Consider the following 16,993-nt stretch of genomic DNA (forward strand, 5'->3'; position numbering starts at 1 on the left):
CAGAAAGGAGATTTTTATCAATGACAACTGTATTTAAGGCTTTGTCTGATGATACGAGACGACAGATCCTGAAGTTATTAGCCAACGGCGATTTGACAGCAAAGGAAATTGCCGAAAATTTTACAATATCAAAACCTGCTATATCGAAACACCTTGATATATTAAAAGAAGCGAGATTAGTCACAAGTGAACGAACAGGCATGTCCGTGACTTATTCTCTCAATGCTTCTGTATTACAAACCACACTAGGGGCTTTTTTAGAATTTTTTGATGTCAATAATAAAACAACTGGAAAGGTGGAAAATAGAAATGAAGATGAAGATATATAAAAATCTGAACGTGCTTTTGTTAGTTATATTCATTTTAGGAACGCTTTTTTGTTATCAAAATCTTCCGAATGAAATTCCCCTGTTTATGCAGTCTCCTAACAGAATTGTTTTTATTGGAATTAGCTTCGCCATTCTGTTTACATTAGCGGTTGTTTCATTTTGTCCGCAAAAAATATCAAGAAGTGATGATATTGTAAGAAATGAAGTTACAATCGTTGTTTTTAATTTTCTGGGAATTGGAGTGTTACTCTATTATCTTGCAACCATAGCGCAGTACAGTGGTTTTCAAATAGATTATTTGAAAGTAATTATACTGATCATTGGGGCTATGATGATTTTGATAGGAAATTTTTTGCCACAAATGCCTTTCCGCAGTCGGATAGGATTTAAATTACCCTGGATACTAAAGGATAAATTATGCTGGCAGAAAACACATAGATTTGCAGGATATACGGCAATTCCCTTTGGTATTATGCAATGTCTGCTTGCCCTATTTGTTCAAAATAATAACCTAATATTTTTATTCGGGATTGGCTTGTGGATTATAATCGTATGCATTTATTCATTATTTGTTTTTACCACTAACAGGCAACATAGCTGACACACAGAAAACTGCGCAAGAAGATGGAAAAACTCTAAAAAATTTTCGTAAAAAATACTGGTTTTTCCTGTTGAAATTTGTTACAATATTCAAGGCGCGGTAGAATACCGCGCCCCATATGCAGCAGTGGTCGAGTTGGCTGATGGCATCTGCCTCGAAAGCAGAAGAGCGGCAACGCTCCGGGGGTTCAAATCCCTCCTGCTGCGCTTGCAAAAAGGCACGTCCAGATTAGGAACAGTAATTTTCCTTCTGAACGTGCCTTTAGACTATTTCGTTACGATTTTTTCTATCCTGCATTCATGATGCTTGTTTTTATCATAGTTGATCCCAACAAGCAGTATTTCCCGGCATTCCTTCACTTTCTGGATATAATTCTTTTCTTTAATTTGTGCAATCGCGTCCTCACAGGATTTCCCCACTTTCAGTTCCAGTATAATCGCCGGTATGCCAGCCTTTTTAGGGCGGAATAAATAATCACAATACCCCTTCCCACTTTTTGCTTCTCGTTCTATTTCGTAATCTTTTCTTGCATATAAATAACAGAGTGTGATCACACAGGATAATGCATTTTCATCGTGATATTCCAGAAAAGGAATTTCTCTGTCATGCACCTCTTCCAACATAGATGCTACCCTTATTTCATCACACGCCAGCGTAGCCTCCAACATTTCCCGGGAACCATTAACAATTTTCTTTACTTCCCCCATGCTGTCCCGCGCCAGTACCTTCTGATACTTCTCCATAAGCTCATAATTTGGTATCCGAAGCATCCCGTCATGATAAGATAAAAATCCGTAAACCACCATCGCTGAAAGAATCTCGTCTCTGGTATTCAACTCCAGTTCGGATACGCTGTATCCCTGCAGCTCTACTTCAACCGGAATCCCAGCTACCATTTTGACGATATCTTCCCTCACTTCATCCACATTGTGTTCTATACAGTCAGCAACTTCATTCATCGGACCTGTCTCAGTCCAATAGTTAAGACACACCCCGTCACTCAGAGCACAGTTCACAGAGCGTGGATTAAAAAGACTTCTCCCGTCACTCATATAATATCCGTCATACCAGTATTTCAGTTCTTCATAGCTTACCGATTGATTTTCCCCGCACAGTTTCCTGACTTCCTCTTCACTCATCCCAAAATATGCTTCATAAATATAATCATTCATAAAATTATACTCACGGAACATATTCAGCTCTGACCCGCTGGAGTACTTAGCAATCGGAAGAATTCCTGTCATATAGGCCAGTTCTACATAAGGCTGGTCTTTGAGCAGATTTTTGATAAACTTCAGATAATGTGTCTTATCCTCTCTGCTCATAAATTTCTCATAGAAAACAGCATCCCACTCATCCAGAATAAAGATGAAAAACTCACCTGAATCCCGTAACAGGTCACTGACCGAAACACCTGGCCTGCCAGAAAGTCCATATGTCTCTTCCAGATCTTCCCGGATTCCATCCTTAACGTAATTAATATAGTCTTCATAAGAGCTGCATGTATCCGGCATCCGGCTAAAATCAATATAAATCACATTGTGCCTGTTCAGATGTTCCTGATAGGTAGGATCGTCTGAAATAGACAGATGATCAAATAAAGAATGACCATCTGCCTCCTTTGTATAATAGGCTCCCAGCATATTTGCATTAGTTGTTTTTCCAAAACGTCTTGGTCTGGTGATACAGACATAGCAGTCATTTGTTCCAATCAATCCGTTCAATCTGCTGATCAGCATGCTCTTATCCACGTAAATCTTCTGCTTTTGTACTTTTCTAAAATGAATCATTGGATATGGTGTGTTCAGATAGTTCATTCCATGCACCTCCCTTTTCATCATTATAGACAATTTCCAGGATTTCAGCAATGTAAAGTTTCTATCTGGTGCTCTTAGTAACTGTGCACAGGATACCCGTGAACAGTTACGGCTCTTACAGCATCCTGACCGTCACCTCATACTTCACCTTCTCCCCCGGCTCCAGGAATTTCAGCATCCCCTTCTCACGCATGACATCTCTCCCGTCCGGATAGCAGTTCCCGCATTCCAGTCCCAGCACATAATCGCGCACACCCATCATCTTCCATTCCACAAAGCAGTCCAGCACTTCCTGATCAAACGAAATCTCCAGTCCCTGCCCGATCTTCGGCTGATAGATAGAAGCTTTCCCTTCTTTCTCGAACTTATGATAATAGCATCTCTCCACATATCCCGCTTCCGGCTTGATCATCTTCATCCAGTTCTCAAGATCCTCCGCTGCATGTTCATCGCGGGCAGCCACTTCGTCTGACAAAATCTCCACGATACTATCCTCATCCAACAGCGGATATCCCATATTCATATGATACAGCACCTCCAGAGGCTGTACTGCATCACCGGTATTTTCAATCACATCTCTGATCACAAATTCGTTTTCCGTAAGGCTCACCCTGATCTCCCGGTCCAGACGGTACTTCCGGGCAAACAAAGCCTCATCCCGGATCACTGCCCGGATGACCAGATAACCGTCCTCTTCAATCCAGTAGACCTGGTCCGACGGAGTGTTGGCGATCGTGCCGTGCAATGGAAGTTCCTCTCCTTCGTCCACACACGGAGAGCCAACGGCCTGAAGCCCACAGGTCGTCAAAAATCCTGCCGTAAATGTTTTCAGCCAGTTAGAACCTGTCCTGTCATAAAATGCCGGGGCAGCATAACCGCAGGGTGAAAAGTATGACATATTGATTCCCCTGTAACGAAGCCTGGAAATATCCGCACACCGGTCCGGTGAGACCGTCAGCTCCAGCCCTTTTCCGTTATTCACCTCCAGAAGACGCATTCCATCGCCTTTTCCACCGACGAGCCGGTGTTCCTCAATTCCATAAAGCTGTGAATCATGCCCTATATATGGATTCATATTTTTTCCTTTCTAAAGCAAGTCAAAGCGGATATTTAAAATCCGCTATGCTGCTTCCCTGATGAACTTTAATTGTTTCTAATTTAAAATCGAATCTATATTTCCTGTATCTGTCCTTTCATCTAGTTATTCCAGATAAGAACCTGCACCAGTACAGCGTCTCTCACACTATACCAGCGGCCGCACCGCCTGATACAGCTTCCGGTACCGCTCATACACTTCCCTATATTTCTCATGCATCTTCGAATCTGGCTCATAGACCTTCTTCTTCTCCACCATATGCTCTGCCGCATCTTTAAGATCCCGGAAGCATCCTGCCGCGATCCCGGTCAGCATGGCGCTTCCAACAGTTCCTGCATCCGCTGTATTCAGCGCCGTGATCGGAAGATTCAGCATATCCGCTTTCATCTGCATCCACACCTCTGACCTGGCGCCGCCTCCCGTTGCATGAAGCATGCGAAAACAGGTCCCGGAGTCTTTCAGGTACTCCATGTTCAGAAGCATCTCATAGACCACGCCTTCCATACATGCACGGTAAATGTCACTGACCGATGTATCGGTCGATAGTCCCACGATTGCGCCCTTTGAGCCTGTATCCATATATGGGGTCGCCGCCCCTGCAAAATGTGGAAGCACCAGAAGCCCCGTTGGTTCTTCTATCTGTCCCTCCACCTTTCCTTCCAGCATTTCATTCACAGAGATTCCGCGTTCACGCGCCAGCTCCTTCTCTTTCTTTGCCAGCGTGTCCACGCACCACTGGATCAGCGCACCGCCTGTATAGGAAAATGCGTAACAGACATATTTCCCAGGAATCACATATGGCACTACCGCATAATTTCCATTGTACATGACCTCTAATTCCGGCAGCCCGTCGTAAACCGGGGTGATGCATTCCACGGTTCCTGCACCGTCTACCGCCTGATCCGAATCAAACACCCCTGCGCCGACTGCCGCAGCCACCTGATCGTGGCTGATGGAGACAATCTGTGTATCCGCTGCAAGTCCTGTCCGGTCTGCTATCTCCTTACGCACCGCGCCTGCCGTAGTCCCGGTAGGCACTGTTTTGGACATCAGCCTGACATCGATCCCTGCCTTTTCAAAGATCTCATCACTCCATTTTAAAGAAGTAATGTCAAAGGCCATGGTCCTGGCGGCCAGTGAATAGTCGATCTGGGCAGCTCCCGTCAGATGATACACGACATAGTCCTCCATCAAAAAGATGTGAGCCGCTTTTTGATACAATTCCGGCTTGTGCCGCTTCATCCACATCACCTTGGAAATACTGTACATCTCGTGGGGCTTCACCCCGGTGATCGATGCGATATTCATCCCGCCGATCTGTTCCGTAAGCTCGGCACATTCCTGTGCCCCGCGCGGATCTGTATACAGCATGGCATGATGGAGGGGTGTGCCGTTCTCATCCGCCAGTACGAAGGTCTCCCCAAAACTGGTCACGCCAATTCCGGCAATGTCAGGGTACTTTCCTGCCATCTCTTTCATGACCTCCAGAACACCCTTCATGATCATCTCCACATCGATCTCATGCTCACTTTTTGTGCGGCTGGCCGGATAATCCCGGTACGCTTTGCCAAGATATTTACCGTCCGAATCAAACACTGTCAACTTGCAGCCTGTCGTTCCGATATCCAATCCTGCTATTTTCATCTTCTTCACCTCCTTAGTTTCCATCCACACTCGGTAATCTCACGGATGACAGCCACAACTGATTATGGCGCATTAAAAATCTCATATCTCTTCCCGGTGTGGGCTCGAAACTGCCCAAATCAGTCAATATCCACCCAGTCGTAATGCAGATACGTGGTAAATGCTTCTTTTAGAATTTCCTTCATATGTCCCATTCCTACGGATGTATGATGCTTGAAGCCGCCCCGCGCCAGTTTGATTAGTTTATCCTGCAGATCCGGGATCTCAGCAACACCGCCGCATCCAAAGAAGCTCTCCTCGATCGGATCATCCGTAAACTTCGCCTCACTTGCATATACAATAATCTTTCCGTCCTTTGTCTGGCAATTCGAGAAGGTCATATCAAATGGTCTGATCCGCCCCTCATTGCTTCCCCAGCCACACCCCGGGTCACCCTTCGCAAACATCTTATGCTCTGTGACGTTTCCTTTTCCAGCCATCAACGTCTGCGGAACCGGACCACAATGGAACAGGATCACCTTATTCTCATCATCTCCATAGTTATTGTTCCAATCCAGGACTGTGGTCGGATTTTCACTTGCCAGGCTCATCGCACGCATGGTCAGTGCAGAGCACATATCGATTTCACAGGAAGCAGTAATCCCCCGGTCATTCAGTTCACTGAGCAGTACACACGGACAGATACGCAGAACCGTCTCCATCTCATTCCAGCAACGTAAGGTCAGGGCATCCAATTGATATTCCTCAATATATTCGTCTATCACGACTGCCAGCTTAGCAAGCGTGAGCATGTTGCTCTGCGGAACTTTGGAAAAGTCTGTATAACTTTGCAGTCTCTCTATCTTAGCCTGCACAGCCTCCTCATCGTCCTCCTTTTGTCCCACCTTATAAAATACTTCGGAAAGATCAAATGATTCCACATTGATTCCGTATTTCTGCAGAGCGATCTCATCAAAACGAACCGTCTTAAACGCAGTCGTCCTGGCTCCGATACATCCCACATTAAAGCGTTTCATTCCATTTACTACCCTGCAGACTGCAGCAAAATCTTTGAGATTTTCCGCAAATGCAGGAGATAACGGATGTACCACATGAGGTTTCATCACGGTAAATGGAACCTGATACTGGGTAAATACATCTGTAACGGAAAACTTCCCGCAATAAGCATCTCTTCTGTGTGCAAAATCCATTTTTCCAATTTCATCCGGGTATGCCTGCATTAGAATTGGAACCCCGGCATCTCTAAGTGCTGTGATGGCACCGTTCTCATCTGCAAAAATCGGCATGGAAAAAATCACCCCATCATATTCTCCGTCGTGCTCTTTCAGCCATTTTGCATATAAAAGCCCTTCTTCTCTTGTCTCGACCCCGCCGTATCTGGTCAGTTCTGCATCCATTGCTATGTAATCATAGCCTGCATCTGTCACGGCCTTGATCATGTCTTCTCTTGCTCCATAAATTAATTCTCCCGGCATAAATCCCCGGTTACAGAAACATAATGCGAACGTCATTTTTTTCATCTCTTTGTCCTCCTTATACGATTGTATGTACAATGCGTTATCTTAATTTTTATTGTATCGAAACACCACTGTTTAATATATAGTATTCTGTTCTTTTTACTTTGAATTTGTTCGCTGTTATGTTATGCTGAACAAAGAACCATACAATAAATGTAAAAAGGAGGACAGCTATGATTTCAACCTTTAACCTGACCAAACTGAATTCCCTTTTAAAGGATTTTTTTACAATCACACAGATACGTATCACCGTATTTGATGAGACCTTCCGTGAGCTCGCCTCCTTCCCCGAACAGATTGCCCCCATCTGCCAGCTTTTAAGGACAGATGAGAAGGCTGATATGGAATGCCGCCGCTGTGATGCAATTGCCTGTGAGACTGCAGCAAGACAGCGTACCTCTTATACCTACCGCTGCCATGCTGGTCTGACAGAGAGCATTGCCCCTCTCTACATGGGGAATCTTATCATCGGTTATCTGTTGTTCGGGCATGTCTTTTCCTATTCCTCCCACGAGGAAGGCTGGACAATCATAAGCGATCTGTGCCGATCCTATCAGGTAGATCAGGAACAGTTAAAGCAGGCCTGCTGGGAGCGCCCTCTTATTTCCGAAAATTATATAGATTCAGCCTCACATATCCTACAGGCCGTCGCTTCCTATCTCTGTCTGGAGCGGATGGCAATCCTCGGCCAGAAGGAGCTGCCCGTACTGATCGATGAATATATTATGGAACATTACACCGAAGACATCGATGTGAGAACGATCTGCGAACATTTTAAGATTGGGAAGACTTCCCTTTATGAGATTGCAGATCAGAATTATGGAACTGGAATTGCAGCCCACATACGTAGTCTGCGTATTGAAAAAGCAAAATCACTGTTGACCGCTCATCCCGAGATGAACATCAGTGAGATTGCCTCCGCATGTGGATTTAACGATTATAATTACTTTATTACGATTTTCAAACGTATGACACAAATGTCCCCTAAACAATACAGACAGACCAGCCGGAAGGATTTCCTATAGCTGGCCTGTCTGTATTTTCTATTGGCTGTTAGTAACCTTATAAGTCACTTTTTTATTTCATTGAAAAGATTTCCATTGCTTTTTTACAATTATCTTTCATCGCCTGTGTTCCCCACTGTACAATATCGTGGTACATAATCGGGGCATCTTGTCCACTCTCTACGAGAGAATAGCAGTATTTGTATTTCTTCCCGTTCTTCTCGACCGGAATACATCCCATACGGAACTGATTCGCAACAGTCTCACCGCCCGCCATAGCCATATAGGTATAATAATTCACCTTACGGACGCCCTTTTTAATCGCTGTCTGAAAATCTTCACGGCTCACGCCGGAACCTCCATGCATAACAATCGGAATATGTGCCTTCTTCCTGACATTCTCCACTACACTGAAATCCAGCTTCGGCTCGCTTAAATATACCCCATGGGTTGTCCCAAAAGAACAGGCCAGAGCATCGATTCCTGTCATCTCTACAAACTTCTTCGCCTGGTCCGGGTCCGTATAGATCTTCTCTGGGTCCTCTCCTGTGCCAGCAGATCCATCTCCCATCTCTCGTCTTCCCATGCATCCGATCTCAGCCTCCACCGTTGCCCCGGTCCTCTTCGCCAAAGAAACGACCAACTGTGTATTGGCTGCATTTTCATCAAACGGAAGAGTAGAACCATCATACATCACAGAAGTAAATCCCATCTCCATCGCACGGTACACATATTCTACAGTCTCACCATGATCCATATGTACGGCCACCGGTACCTTCGCACGTCTCGCAAGCTCCAGCATAATCGGTCCGATCGTGTCCAGCGGCATGATAGACTCGTGCGCCTGCGCATGCTGAATGATCACCGGCACCTCCAACTCCTCTGCCGCACCTATGACTGCCATAATAGACTCCAGGTTCGGAGTATTAAAAGAACCTGCTGCACATCCTTTTGCTTCACATAAATTCAAAATATCCTTCAAAGTCACTAACATTATCGATTCCTCCCTGCCATCCTTCTACCTTATCTGAATCCATCATATACCTTTTCCAGGAAAAGATGATAGAGAAAAACGTTCAAATAACTTTGAATTTGTTCGGTCTCACTTTGATATGCTCTATTAGCTCCCGATTTAACCCTTAGAAAAACGGTTCAAAAGGTTCGGAATCATCGCTTTTGCAATCACGGTATTCATGCCCTGTGGATTTACTACGACTCCCTCTACGCTCTGCCCCAGGACCTTCTCGATATTCACGAACTCAATGATATTCGCCTGAAACTTACCTTCCTTGTTGAACTTTTGGAACTCATTATAATCTGTAAAGATAGGCTGAAACATCTTATCTTCCTTATTCTTCACACATGGGATCTTTATATTAGAGCCATCTTTCAGAATCTTCTCCCCAATCACCTCAATTGGCATAAAGAACCTTGAGCGGATCAGATTGACCACCATCTCCTCCTCTAGCTCCGGCAGCTTCGGCTTCTCATTATTCGGCATTGCCCTAAGCAGCTCCTGCATAAAATACAGCCCTGTCAACTGCATCTGCGGATTCATCAGAGGCTGCTTTTCCTTCGGCAGATTCGAATAATCCGGCGCTTTCACAAGCCGTTCCAACAGAATCTTCGTGGTCTGTTCTTCCTCCACAAAGACTATCTCATTCACTCCCAGCAGATACAGACTGCTGTAGAAGCCAAGGAGCTGCTTATTCTCCAGACGCACTACCATCAGAATGTCCTTCATCTCGTCTCTTCGTTTTTCGCCGAATTCCTTTGCTTTCTCCTCCGTCGTAAAGACCCAGATCTGGTCATTAAAAGACTCCTCATCACATGTAATGAACGGCATCCTGGTCCCCTGGCTGAAAGCGACGTATGTCTGTTCAAGCCTCTGCAGCTTCTTCACTTGAATTTGAAAATTATTTTCCATGATAAACCTCGATTCATTTGTTTTCCTTAAATTATACTATAGGACGCTCCTGGAATCAAATCAAAATCGCTCCCGGCAGCAACCAATTACAGACCATATCCTGGCTGTCTGCCCCTCTTTTATGTCCTGTAACACTGCTTTTCTGTAAGGTCATCTAAAGGGCCGTGACCCGAAAGAACCCTTATCTTCCCTTTTCACACAATAAAGGATCTGGTCCGCCTCATAAAGAAGCTGTTCTACCTCTGCATTGCGGTCACTTGTGCAGACATACCCTCCTGAGGCGCTGATCTGGCAAGACTCCCTTTCTGTAAGCCGGACGGTCCTTTTGTTGAGCTTTTCCCAGAATGCCTTTAGTTGTTCCTGTATCTCCTTCTCTGCTCGATATCCAAATGCCCAAATACAGAACTCATCCCCAGAACGCCTGGCGATGACACAGTGGTCCTTTGGAAGCTCATTCATACATTTTGCGAATTCCTGGAGATATCTGTCGCCTACATCATGCCCATAGGTATCATTGATTGATTTAAACTCATCTAAATCAATCATCACACAGGCACATACCTCATCCACCTTCATATTCTTTAGGATCTCTGCTGCTAATTCCTTAAAGTAGACATATCTCGCCAGCCCCGTCAACTGGTCATGATTATTCTCATACCGCATCCTGCGTTTGTCCATAACCTCCCTGGAGGCATCTGTAACTGCTCCATAATATCCAGAAAGCTCTACTGCAAAATGCAGTCGTACATATTGATCAGGGGCCACACAGTAAACATCACTTTCCTCTTCCTCTGGTTCCTCCATGATCTCCTTGATCTTCTGCATGAATGCCCCCGGATCATAGGACAGCCTTTCAAATTCTTCACTGGAAATTCCAAGCATATCCTTTAGCTTCGTAGTAGTAAATACATGATTCATCCCATTTTGATATTCAAATGCTGCTAGCGGGATTTCGGAGATATCTATAATATTGGAAATACGCGCTGAAGAACTTACAATACTTTTCACCATACTGTTGATTCCATGGCTTAATGCCTCAAATTCAGGATTTCCTCCCACATTTACCGTTGTATCAAAATCCCCCTTCGTAATTTCCAGCAGTTCATCGCGGATTTCATGAATCCCATTTACCACCTTCTGCTTCACAAGATAGTTCAATGTGAGTACCACAATCATCTCAACAATTGCAAGATAAAGCAGCGTGTGCAGCATATTCTTCCAAAAAGTCTCATACAGATTTGTCCTTGTAATAAATGCACCGATTATGACATCCTGATAGGACTTAGTCACAATATAATAGTCCCTTCCATCTTTCAGTTGAATGTAACCTCCATTTTGGAACTTTTCAGGATGGGCACGCAGTTTGTCTGTAGATACATTCACGTCTTCATTCATACCAGAATAGGCCGTAATCTTTCCAGCCTCCATATCGACCGCAAAAAATCCTTCTCCAATATCCGTCGGGAATCTGGAAAAAATATATTCATATGTATTGCGCTCCTGGGCCTCCATCTGTCTGACAGGCTCCAGACCAACCTGGACCAGTCCCTTGACGCCCTTCCTTGCGACGCCCACATATTTCATCATCTTCTTTTCCGCTGTGTTGGGCTGTGCCTCCTGTATGATATAAGCATCCTCATCGTCCCCCTCCAAGATGGGCAAAAATCCCCTCATCTGCTCTCCGTAATGGAAATCCAGCCCGATATACTTGGGTACAGAAGAATAACGAATAATTCCATCCTCCTCTGTCACATGAAGTTCGTCCACATCCAACAGCTTAGCCAGATTATTCAGTTCTTCCACGCTGCCCAAAATATCAGGATTCTTTTCCACTACATATGCCGCAGCTCTGGCCCTGGTAAGATAATCCTCGTCAAGATTCGTCTTAATTGCAGCCAGCTCCTCCTGATTATTCTTGATGGTATGGATTACCTGATCGATCTTTGTGCAAAAGGTCGTGAACTGCTGCTGTTCCACCGATTGAGCAGAGAAATAGCAATTCACGGCAAGGATGGAAAATATAGCAAAGGTCATAATGATCATCGTATATTTTTTGAATATCCTCTGCATAAGTATCCTCCTTAAGCTAATATAGACATGATACAGACTGCATCGTTACGCTCGCTTCTGCTTACACCGTAATATTCCCTGCGAGAATCTGCTTATAATCTTCGTAATTCTTCCTTAATAGTTCCGGCGTATTCAGCTCATAAGGACACTTCTTCATGCACTGGCCGCAATCCAGACATTCTTCGATCTTCTTCATATTCTCCTGCCACTCTTCATTTAACCATCCTGCGGACGGCGCTCTTCTTACCATCAGTGACATCCTCGCACAGTTATTGATCTGGATTCCCGCCGGACATGGCATACAGTAACCGCATCCACGGCAGAACTCTCCGTTGAGCTCCTTTTTCTCCTTCTCAATATAGGCCAGTACCTCCGCATCCAGAGCGGGGGCATCGTTCATGTAGGAAAGCCACTCTTCCAGTTCCTCCATCCTCTGCACACCCCAGATCGGCACCACATTATCGAACTGTGACATATAGGCGCAGGCCGCTTTGGAATCATTGATGAGTCCCCCAGCAAGCCCCTTCATTGCAATGAATCCCATATTCTTTTCCCTGCACAGCTCGACCAATTTTAGTTCCTTCTCAGAAGACAGGTAACTAAGGGGATACTGCAGAGTCTCATACAGACCGGATCGAACGCACTCCTCTGCCACGTTCAGCTTATGTGCTGTCGCACCGATATGGCGGATCTTCCCCTGCTCCTTCGCCTCGAGCATGCACTCATACATCCCTGTTCCATCCCCCGGACGGTAACAGACATCCACACAATGGAACTGATAGATATCGATATAATCCGTCTTAAGCAGCTTTAAGGAAGTCTCAAGCTGACTCTTAAATTCCTGTGGAGTCCGTGCCATCGTCTTGGTGGCTATGTATAGATCCTTGCGGATTCCTTCAAAGGCCTGCCCTAACTTTTCCTCGCTGTCACTGTAAGCCCGCGCGGTATCAAAAAAAGTCATACCTCCCTCATAAGCCCTTCTCAAAATCTCGACTGCCTGATCCATGCTGACCCTCTGAATCGGAAGTGCTCCGAATCCATTCTGTGGTACTGTAATCCCTGTTGTTCCCAATGTAACCTTTTTCATCATCTTCACTCCTAATTGATTGAATCTCTTTTATCCTGTTTTCTCCTGCCAGTTTTGGCAATTGATTTTCTTTCACCATTTCCTCTATTATACACATTTTCTAAGTAAAACAAAAGGAAAAGCATTCTCGTTCCTATCCCATTTTCTTCGCAATTTTCGCCCTCTCCTTGTCAATACGCCGGAAATATCGTAAAATAGATTATCAGAACAAGCCAAATTTAGGAGGTCTATTTTATGCACGTAGGTGCAAAAGCTCAGAAAAAAGAAAAATCAGCCATGACGGTTTCCCTGTATGGGAACATCGTTTTCGTTATCCTGGAATTGATCATGGCCGTATACACCAGTTCACAGGCCGTACTTCTGGATGCAATATATGACGGAGTCGAATTCTTCATGCTCCTTCCATCCATATTCTTGATTCCGCTCCTTTACAAGCCATCCAACGAAAAGCATCCCTTCGGGTATATGCAGATCGAGTCCATGTTCGTTGTTGTAAAAGGTGTGACTATGGCCGCCGTTACTATTGGGTTGATCTTCAATAATATCAATCTCATGCTCCATGGAGGACATACGGTCTCCTTCGGCACGATTGCCTGGTTCGAGCTGGCCGCCTGTATCCTCGGCGTTGCCGTTTCCATCTATCTGCGTAGGAAAAATAAGGTGATGAACTCCCATCTGGTAGAGATGGAGATGAATGGATGGCAGCTCGACAGTGTGGCGTCCCTGGGAATGGCGGTGGCTTTCTTTCTACCTGTCGTCATCCCATTCGGTCCTTTTAAGGGCCTTATACCGTACCTGGACCAGATTATTACCGTTGTGCTGTCCATTTTCATGATTCCCACTCCAATCAAGGCGGTTATCCAAGGATTGAGAGATCTATTTCTGCTGCCCCCGGAAGAGGAAACAGTAGAAGAAATCAAAGAGACAGTAGAGCCTATCCTGGAAGCATACGGCTACGAAAAGCTGTACTATGACATTGTCCGTACCGGACGCAAGCTGTGGATCAGCGTCTATATTACATTTGACCGGGACGAAGTTTCCATCCGCCGTTTTAAAATCGTACAGAATTTCTGTATCCAGGCCCTTGCGAAAAAATATTCCGACTTTTATTTTGAACTTCTGCCCGATATTGAATTCGTGTCTGACGATAAAAAAGAGAAAGAGGTATAAGTCATGGATTCCGTTTATACCATAAAGACCATCGCCCGCATCCAGAGCGATTTCCCTGAGAAATTCGGGATTCCACGCCAGAGCGGGCTGATTCAAGAGTTAAAGGCCAAGATCATCTTCGAGCCCGAATACCGTAACCCGGATGCACTAAAAGGATTGGAGGGCTACTCCCACATATGGCTCATCTGGGGCTTTTCCAAGGCCGTCCGTAAGCACTGGTCCCCTACAGTGCGTCCGCCCCGCCTCGGTGGCAATCAGAGGATGGGGGTATTCGCGACCCGCTCTCCCTTCCGTCCGAATCCTCTGGGACTTTCCTTAGTTCGCTTAGATGGAATCGAGCCCACAGAGGAATCCGGCAGCATCCTCCATGTATCCGGTGCCGACCTTATGGACGGCACTCCTATCTTTGATATCAAACCGTATCTGCCCTATGTGGAAAGCTATCCCGATGCATGCGGAGGTTTTGGCACTGCAAAAAAGGATTATCGATTGGACGTGGACTGTCCATCTGCATACTTCGAACAGATTCCACCAGAACACCGGGATGCTCTTCTGGCCATCCTTGCACAGGACCCGCGCCCCTCATACCAGCAGGACCCTTCACGAATCTATGGGATGAAATATGCCATGATGAACGTAAAATTCTATGTAGAGGGAAAAACTCTGCATGTCTGCGGAATTGAAATATAAAATCACATTCAACAGGGAACTTTGTTTCCCAGCTCACAAAAATATCCCTGTCAGGCCATGCACTTTCCCCAAAGTACATCGTCTGACAGGGATATGTCTAAGTAAATCTTCCATAATCTACTTTTCTATATTCTTGATGAAGTTAAAATCTGTCCCCAAATTCATCTTTTTCTCTCTCCATAAGTGCCCGCAGAGTATTATCATGCAAAGTCTCTTTTTCGTACTTATTCTGTTCGAGAAAATAAGAATAAATGATGTCAAGCATCACCAGCACTGGAAACTGCGGCGAGATCACATTTCCGTGGTTCAAATGCTTTAAAGAAGGTAAAAGCAGTACCTCATCACAAAATTCTTCCAACAGCTCCCGGTTCTTTGCAGTCACCATCACAGTCCTCGCCTTCCGCTTATGTGCTTCTCTCAAAAGGTAAAGGATCTCTTCGCGCTCTCCGCTGATGCTGATTCCGAACACAAGGCATGACTGATTCTGGAAGACTGCCTGCATCCGCATCAGATCACTGTCCTGTATAGAATCGATATCCACACCGATCCTCATGAACCGAAGCTTCATCTCCCTCGCTGCCAGTCCCGAACTCCCCATACCGCAAACAAATACTCTGGACGCCTGACTTAAATATCGGCTGATTCTGGCGATCTGCGCCTCATCCACCAGACTATAAGTCTTGTTCAGCAGTTCCTGGTATACATTGAGTACCATCCTCGTATTCCCGGTTATCGACTCAGGCTTCTCCACAAATGTCTCCTCATATTGATAGACAAACTCACGATACCCACGGTATCCACACTTCTTTGCAAAACGAGACAGAGAAGCTTCTGATACAAAAAGCTGTTCTGCAACTGCCTTTGCTGAGAAATCCATCTTCTTCCTGTTCTGAATAAAGAAGTCTGCAATGCTCTTCTCTACCGTTGTAAAGTTATCATAATTTGACTCAATAATCGGTACTACGGACTTTACATAATATTCCATACCCCACCAATCCTATCTTAAAACTAATTCTCGTCCGCAACAAGGCTGTCCCCTCTCAGCATGACATACCCACAGCATTGTCTTTTTACTTTTCTATCTTACCACGCTTTCCCATAAAATGGTAGAACGCACCGAGCATTCCTGCATCATTTCTATGCTGAGCGAACTTGATCGTGGTACATTGTGCGATGCTCGAAACAAGATATCTTGCCACGGCATTCTCGATCCGTTCCTTTAAATACTCCTCCTGAGCCATGATTCCGCCTCCGAGCACGACTGTCTGAGGATTCAGTACATAGCAGATATTCGCGATTCCCCTGCCGAGAATATCCACCATCTCATCAATCGCCTGAATACAAATCTCATCTCCTGCCTTTGCCTCTTCAAAGATATGATACCCATTCCAGAAATGAGCCGGCTCACCTTTTCTTAGGGCTACCTTCTTCGTCAGGATGCTGGCTGCCCCAAGTGTCTGGAAATCGCTGTCGAACATATGCATATATCCGACCTCACAGGCACTATTGCTAAATCCATGGAACACTTTGTGATCCAGTACAATACATCCGCCGATTCCGGTACCAATAGTCAGCATCAGCGTACTGCTGCTCCCCTTAGCAGAGCCGGATTCACTCTCTGCGAGGCCTGCACAGTTCACATCGTTTTCCACCTCACATGGAATCCCAAAGGTCTCCTCCATGACTTCTTTAAATCTTGTCCCCGCGTAATTCGGAATCAATGGAGCCGAATAGAAAATCTCACCCTTTTCCGTATCCACCATTCCCGCTGTGGAGATACAGATTCCACTGATTTCTTCCTTCCTTTTTAATTCCTGTACAATCCCGACCGCCTTTTTCAAAATAGACGGGCCGCCCTTTTCAGCCTCCGTGCGCATCTCACTGCGGGTCAAGATCTTTCCTGTCCCATCAATGATCCCATACTTGATCGCGGTGCCTCCGATATCAATGCTCACATACTTTTTAGCTGCTGCATCCGCCTGTGAATGATGCAAAGTCATATCCAACACTCCTTTCATGTCGAAAAGGCCAGACCCCGGCA

The 16,993-nt window shown here is 45.3% G+C and carries 15 protein-coding genes and 1 tRNA gene; 6 read left to right on the forward strand and 10 right to left on the reverse strand.

Going from position 1 to position 16,993, the window contains the following annotated elements:
* Positions 1 to 20 precede the first annotated feature (20 nt).
* The 3 genes from HGO97_RS19915 to HGO97_RS19925 all read left to right on the forward strand — a co-directional run bounded on the left by HGO97_RS19915 (position 21) and on the right by HGO97_RS19925 (position 1,136).
* Positions 21 to 329 (forward strand): autorepressor SdpR family transcription factor, encoded by a 309-nt coding sequence (locus HGO97_RS19915; protein WP_216244616.1) that lies wholly within the window; start codon positions 21 to 23, stop codon positions 327 to 329.
* On the forward strand, positions 310 to 930 hold the full coding sequence (locus HGO97_RS19920; protein WP_246597631.1) for an SdpI family protein: 621 nt from the start codon (positions 310 to 312) through the stop codon (positions 928 to 930). The genes HGO97_RS19915 and HGO97_RS19920 overlap by 20 nt, the downstream gene beginning before the upstream one ends.
* A 120-nt stretch (positions 931 to 1,050) precedes the next feature.
* Positions 1,051 to 1,136, forward strand: a tRNA-Ser gene (locus HGO97_RS19925).
* Positions 1,137 to 1,196: 60 nt separating this feature from the next.
* On the opposite strand, the gene HGO97_RS19930 is transcribed toward HGO97_RS19925, so the two are convergent.
* The 4 genes from HGO97_RS19930 to HGO97_RS19945 all read right to left on the reverse strand — a co-directional run bounded on the left by HGO97_RS19930 (position 1,197) and on the right by HGO97_RS19945 (position 7,007).
* Positions 1,197 to 2,747, reverse strand: a complete 1,551-nt coding sequence (locus HGO97_RS19930; RefSeq protein ID WP_216244617.1) for an AAA family ATPase — start codon at positions 2,745 to 2,747, stop codon at positions 1,197 to 1,199.
* Positions 2,748 to 2,862: 115 nt separating this feature from the next.
* Positions 2,863 to 3,822 (reverse strand): aldose 1-epimerase family protein, encoded by a 960-nt coding sequence (locus tag HGO97_RS19935; protein ID WP_216244618.1) that lies wholly within the window; start codon positions 3,820 to 3,822, stop codon positions 2,863 to 2,865.
* Between the two features lie 168 nt (positions 3,823 to 3,990).
* Positions 3,991 to 5,487 carry an FGGY-family carbohydrate kinase gene (locus HGO97_RS19940; protein WP_216244619.1) on the reverse strand — a complete coding sequence of 499 codons (1,497 nt, stop codon included), beginning with the start codon at positions 5,485 to 5,487 and terminating at the stop codon, positions 3,991 to 3,993.
* Positions 5,488 to 5,606: 119 nt separating this feature from the next.
* Positions 5,607 to 7,007 (reverse strand): L-fucose/L-arabinose isomerase family protein, encoded by a 1,401-nt coding sequence (locus HGO97_RS19945; protein ID WP_246597633.1) that lies wholly within the window; start codon positions 7,005 to 7,007, stop codon positions 5,607 to 5,609.
* Between the two features lie 170 nt (positions 7,008 to 7,177).
* On the opposite strand from HGO97_RS19945, the gene HGO97_RS19950 reads away from it, so the two are divergent.
* Positions 7,178 to 8,029, forward strand: coding sequence for a PocR ligand-binding domain-containing protein (locus tag HGO97_RS19950; RefSeq protein WP_216244620.1), 852 nt, complete (start codon positions 7,178 to 7,180; stop codon positions 8,027 to 8,029).
* Between the two features lie 52 nt (positions 8,030 to 8,081).
* Here the strand turns inward: HGO97_RS19950 and HGO97_RS19955 are convergent, their stop codons facing one another.
* From HGO97_RS19955 to HGO97_RS19970, 4 genes are all read right to left on the reverse strand, one after another.
* On the reverse strand, positions 8,082 to 9,002 hold the full coding sequence (locus HGO97_RS19955; RefSeq protein ID WP_216244621.1) for a class II fructose-bisphosphate aldolase: 921 nt from the start codon (positions 9,000 to 9,002) through the stop codon (positions 8,082 to 8,084).
* Between the two features lie 138 nt (positions 9,003 to 9,140).
* Positions 9,141 to 9,935, reverse strand: coding sequence for an SseB family protein (locus HGO97_RS19960; protein ID WP_216244622.1), 795 nt, complete (start codon positions 9,933 to 9,935; stop codon positions 9,141 to 9,143).
* A gap of 150 nt (positions 9,936 to 10,085) precedes the next feature.
* The gene (locus tag HGO97_RS19965) at positions 10,086 to 12,005 is read right to left on the reverse strand and encodes a sensor domain-containing diguanylate cyclase (protein WP_216244623.1); all 1,920 of its coding nucleotides are present in this window, start codon (positions 12,003 to 12,005) and stop codon (positions 10,086 to 10,088) included.
* A 61-nt stretch (positions 12,006 to 12,066) separates the two neighbouring features.
* Entirely contained in the window at positions 12,067 to 13,092 is a 1,026-nt protein-coding gene (locus tag HGO97_RS19970; protein WP_216244674.1) for an aldo/keto reductase, read from the reverse strand.
* Between the two features lie 234 nt (positions 13,093 to 13,326).
* Between HGO97_RS19970 and HGO97_RS19975 the strand changes: the two genes are divergently transcribed.
* Both HGO97_RS19975 and tsaA read left to right on the forward strand, forming a co-directional pair.
* On the forward strand, positions 13,327 to 14,262 hold the full coding sequence (locus HGO97_RS19975; RefSeq protein ID WP_216244624.1) for a cation diffusion facilitator family transporter: 936 nt from the start codon (positions 13,327 to 13,329) through the stop codon (positions 14,260 to 14,262).
* Between the two features lie 3 nt (positions 14,263 to 14,265).
* The gene (tsaA, locus tag HGO97_RS19980; RefSeq protein ID WP_216244625.1) at positions 14,266 to 14,952 is read left to right on the forward strand and encodes a tRNA (N6-threonylcarbamoyladenosine(37)-N6)-methyltransferase TrmO; all 687 of its coding nucleotides are present in this window, start codon (positions 14,266 to 14,268) and stop codon (positions 14,950 to 14,952) included.
* A 142-nt stretch (positions 14,953 to 15,094) separates the two neighbouring features.
* On the opposite strand, the gene HGO97_RS19985 is transcribed toward tsaA, so the two are convergent.
* Complete coding sequence (locus HGO97_RS19985) at positions 15,095 to 15,937, reverse strand: MurR/RpiR family transcriptional regulator (RefSeq protein ID WP_216244626.1); 843 nt, start codon at positions 15,935 to 15,937, stop codon at positions 15,095 to 15,097.
* An 85-nt stretch (positions 15,938 to 16,022) separates the two neighbouring features.
* Positions 16,023 to 16,952, reverse strand: coding sequence for an ROK family protein (locus HGO97_RS19990; protein ID WP_216244627.1), 930 nt, complete (start codon positions 16,950 to 16,952; stop codon positions 16,023 to 16,025).
* Between the last annotated feature and the right edge of the window lie 41 nt (positions 16,953 to 16,993).

It is taken from the genome of Faecalicatena faecalis, assembly GCF_012524165.2.
Taxonomy (GTDB): domain Bacteria; phylum Bacillota; class Clostridia; order Lachnospirales; family Lachnospiraceae; genus Faecalicatena_A; species Faecalicatena_A faecalis.